This is a genomic window from Streptomyces beigongshangae (assembly GCF_019710745.1).
GTDB lineage: Bacteria > Actinomycetota > Actinomycetes > Streptomycetales > Streptomycetaceae > Streptomyces > Streptomyces beigongshangae.
On the sequence record NZ_JAHKJW010000143.1, the window covers coordinates 1 to 3,840 of the forward strand.

General features: G+C 74.1%; 1 protein-coding gene. It reads right to left on the bottom strand.

Annotated elements, in window-relative coordinates; all coding sequences use genetic code 11:
• The coding region (locus KM933_RS38435; protein WP_221362198.1) for a type I polyketide synthase at nt 1-3,840 on the bottom strand (3,840 nt) is incomplete at both ends.

Here is a 3,840-nt window from a genome sequence, read left to right on the forward strand (position 1 = left end):
CGGCACACCACAGTCCAGCACCACCACACCCGGCACCGCACTCCCGACGGCCTCGGCGATCTCCGTCCAGGAGACCCAGGCCGGGTCCGCGGAACCGTCCACGGCGGCCGGCACCCATTCGGTGCCGTACAGCGCGCCCGCGTCACCGGACGCGGCGCCGAGCTGATCGGCGGAGACCGACCGGCCCACCATCGAGCCGACCGTCAGGACCGGAGCGCCGGTCACATCGGCGACGCGGATGTCCATGCCCCCGTCGTCGGCGGTGGCGATCCGGACGCGGACGGCGGCGGCGCCGACGGCGTGCAGGGAGACACGGTTCCAGGCGAACGGGATCACCGTGCCGCCGTCACCGTCCTCGGCGCCGGGGCCTGCGCTGTCGTTGAGGATCGCGGCGTGCATGGAGGCGTCCAGCAGCGCCGGGTGCAGACCGAACCGGCCCGCCTCACCCGACACCTCCTCCGGAAGCGCCACCTCGGCGAACAACTCCTCACCCCGGCGCCACGCCACACGCAACCCCCGGAACACCGGCCCGTACCCGTAACCACGCTCCCGGAAGACCTCGTACGCACCCTCCACCGGCACCACCTCGGCACCGGCCGGCGGCCACTCACCCCACTCGGACCCGGCCACCACAGCCGCCTCCGTGAGGAAACCGGTGGCGTGCGTGGCCCAGTCCTGCGAGGTGCCTTCGGGACGGGAGTAGACGGCGACCGTGCGGCGTTCCGCGGTGCGCGGTCCGACGATCACGCGGATCTGGGCACCGCCCCGCTCGGGCAGCACCAGGGGTGCCGCCAGGGTCAGTTCGTCCAGGGTGGCGCAGTCCACGGCCTCGCCGGCCGCCAGGGCCAGTTCGACGAGGACGGCGCCGGGCAGCAGGATCCGGCCGAGCACCATGTGGTCGGCGAGCCACGGCTGGGCCTCCACCGACAGCCTGCCCGTCAGCACCACACCGCCGGAGTCCGGCAGCGACACCACCGCACCCAGCAACGGGTGCTCCGCCGCGTCGAGTCCGGCGCTTCCCGCCGCGGCGGGAGCTCCGTCGGTCGCGGTCAGCCAGTAGCGCTGCCGCTGGAAGGCGTACGTCGGCAGGTCGACGGCACGGGCATCGGTCCCGGCGAAGAAGCCGGACCAGTCGACGGCCGTTCCCGTGGTGTGCAGTTGGGCGACGGCGGTGAGGAGGGCCTCCGTCTCGTCACGGCCCTTGCGGGCCGTCGGCACGAGCAGGACGGCCGCGTCCTCGTCACCGTCGAGGCAGGTGCGGGCCATGCCGGTCAGCACCGCCTCGGGGCCGATCTCGACGCAGCGGTCCACTCCCGCGACACGGAGCGCGCGGATGCCGTCGGCGAAACGGACGGCTTCCCGGACATGGGTCACCCAGTAGTCCGGGGAGGTCAGTTCACCGGCCTGCGCGATCCGGCCGCTCACGTTCGAGACCACCGGCAGCCGCGGCTCACCGAACGACAGCCCCTCCACCACCTCGCGGAACTGCGCCAGCATCGGCTCCATCAGCGGCGAGTGGAACGCGTGCGACACCCGCAGCCTGCTGACCCGACGTCCCCGCTCCCGGAACACCTCCGCCACGCTCTCCACCGCGGCCTCGACACCCGAGACCACGACGGACGAGGGGCCGTTGACCGCGGCGACCGACACACCCTCGGCGGAGTCGACGTGCTCGCGCACCTCCGCCTCGGTGGCCTCCACCGCCACCATCGCACCGCCCTCGGGCAGCGCCTGCATCAGCCGGCCGCGCGCGGCGACCAGGGCGCAGGCGTCGCCCAGCGAGAGCACCCCGGCGACATGGGCCGCCGCGACCTCGCCGATGGAGTGGCCGGCCACGAAGTCGGGGGTGATCCCCCAGGACGTGAGCAGCCGGTACAGGGCCACCTCGACGGCGAACAGGCCGGCCTGCGCGTATGCCGTGCCGTTGAGGACCGACTCGTCCTCGCCCCACACCACCTCGCGCAGCGGACGCTCCAGGTGCTCGTCCAGCCCCGCGCACACCGCGTCGAAGGACTCCGCGAAGACGGGGAAGTCCGCGTACAGCTCACGCCCCATGCCGAGGCGCTGTGAGCCCTGCCCGGAGAACAGGAAGGCGGTGGTCCCGACGGAGCGGGCCGCGCCGGTCACCACGCCGGGGGCGTTCCCGCCCTCGGCGAGGGTGCGCAGCCCGGCCAGGAGTTCGTCACGGCCGGTGCCCAGCACCGTCGCGCGGGACTCCAGCGCGGTGCGGGCGGTGGCCAGCGCGTACGCCGTGTCCAGCGGACGCTCGTCGGGCCGTGCCGTGAGGTGGTCCAGCAGCCGGGCGGCCTGGGCGCGGAGCGCCTCGGGGGTCGCCGCGGTCACCGTCCACGGCAGGACGGCGGGAGTGCGGCGCTCGGTGGCGGTCCGGCGCTCGGCCGTGGTCCGCGGTTCGTCGGCGGCCTGCGGTTCAGCGGTGGCCGGTGCGGGGCCCTGTTCCAGTACGACGTGCGCGTTGGTGCCGCTGAGGCCGAACGCGGAGACGCTCGCCCGGCGCGGGCGGCCGGTGACCGGCCACGGCCTTTCCTCGGTGACCAGTTCGGCGTTGCCCTCGGTCCAGTCGACGTGCGGCGAGGGGCGGTCGACGTGCAGGGTGCGCGGCACCGTGCCGTGTTCCATCGCCATGACCATCTTGATGACGCCTGCGACACCGGCGGCGGCCTGCGCGTGGCCGATGTTCGACTTGATCGAGCCGAGCAGCAGCGGCCGGTCCCCGGGCCGGTCCTGACCGTACGTCGCCAGCAGGGCCTGCGCCTCGATCGGGTCGCCGAGCGTGGTGCCCGTGCCGTGGGCCTCCACCACGTCCACCTCGGACGCGGCGAGACCGGCGCCCTGCAGTGCCTGGCGGATCACCCGCTGCTGGGAGGGGCCGTTGGGCGCGGTGAAGCCGTTGGAGGCCCCGTCCTGGTTGACGGCCGTGCCCTTGACGACGGCGAGCACCCGGTGTCCGTTGCGCACCGCGTCCGACAGGCGTTCCACGAGGAGTACGCCGACGCCCTCGGACCAGCCGACACCGTCCGCCGCGCCCGCGAACGCCTTGCAGCGGCCGTCGACGGAGAGGCCGCGCTGACGGCTGAACTCGACGAACATGCCGGGCGTCGACATCACGGTGGCGCCACCGGCCACGGCGAGCGAGCACTCGCCCGACCGCAGTGCCTGCACCGCGAGGTGCAGCGCGACGAGGGAGGAGGAGCAGGCGGTGTCGACGGTGACGGCCGGGCCCTCCCAGCCGTAGGTGTACGACAGCCGGCCGGACACCACGCTGCCGCCGGCGGTGCCGGAGGGCGAGACGTTGAGCGCGTAGTCGTGGTACATCACGCCGGCGAAGACACCGGTCCGGCTGCCCCTGAGCGAGGCCGGGTCGATGCCCGCCCGCTCCAGGGCCTCCCACGAGGTCTCCAGGAGCAGGCGCTGCTGCGGGTCCATGTAGAGGGCTTCGCGGGGCGAGATCCCGAAGAACCCGGGGTCGAACTCGGCCGCGTCGTGCAGGAAGCTGCCGCGGCGCGTGTAGCTCTTGCCCTCCTTGCCCGGCTCCGGGTCGTAGAGGTCCTCCACGTCCCAGCCCCGGTCGCCCGGGAGGTCGGAGACCGTGTCGGCACCGTCCATGACCAGGCGCCACAGCTCCTCGGGAGTGGTCACTCCGCCCGGGTAGCGGCAGGCCATGCCGACGATGGCGATGGGCTCGTCGTCGGCGGGGGTGCCCGCGCCCGTGCGGACCGGGTCGGCCGCCTGGGCGGTCTCCCCGCCGATCCGCGATGCGATGTACTCGGTGACGGCGAGGGCGTTGGGGTGGTCGAAGACCAGGGTGGCCGGCAGGCGCAG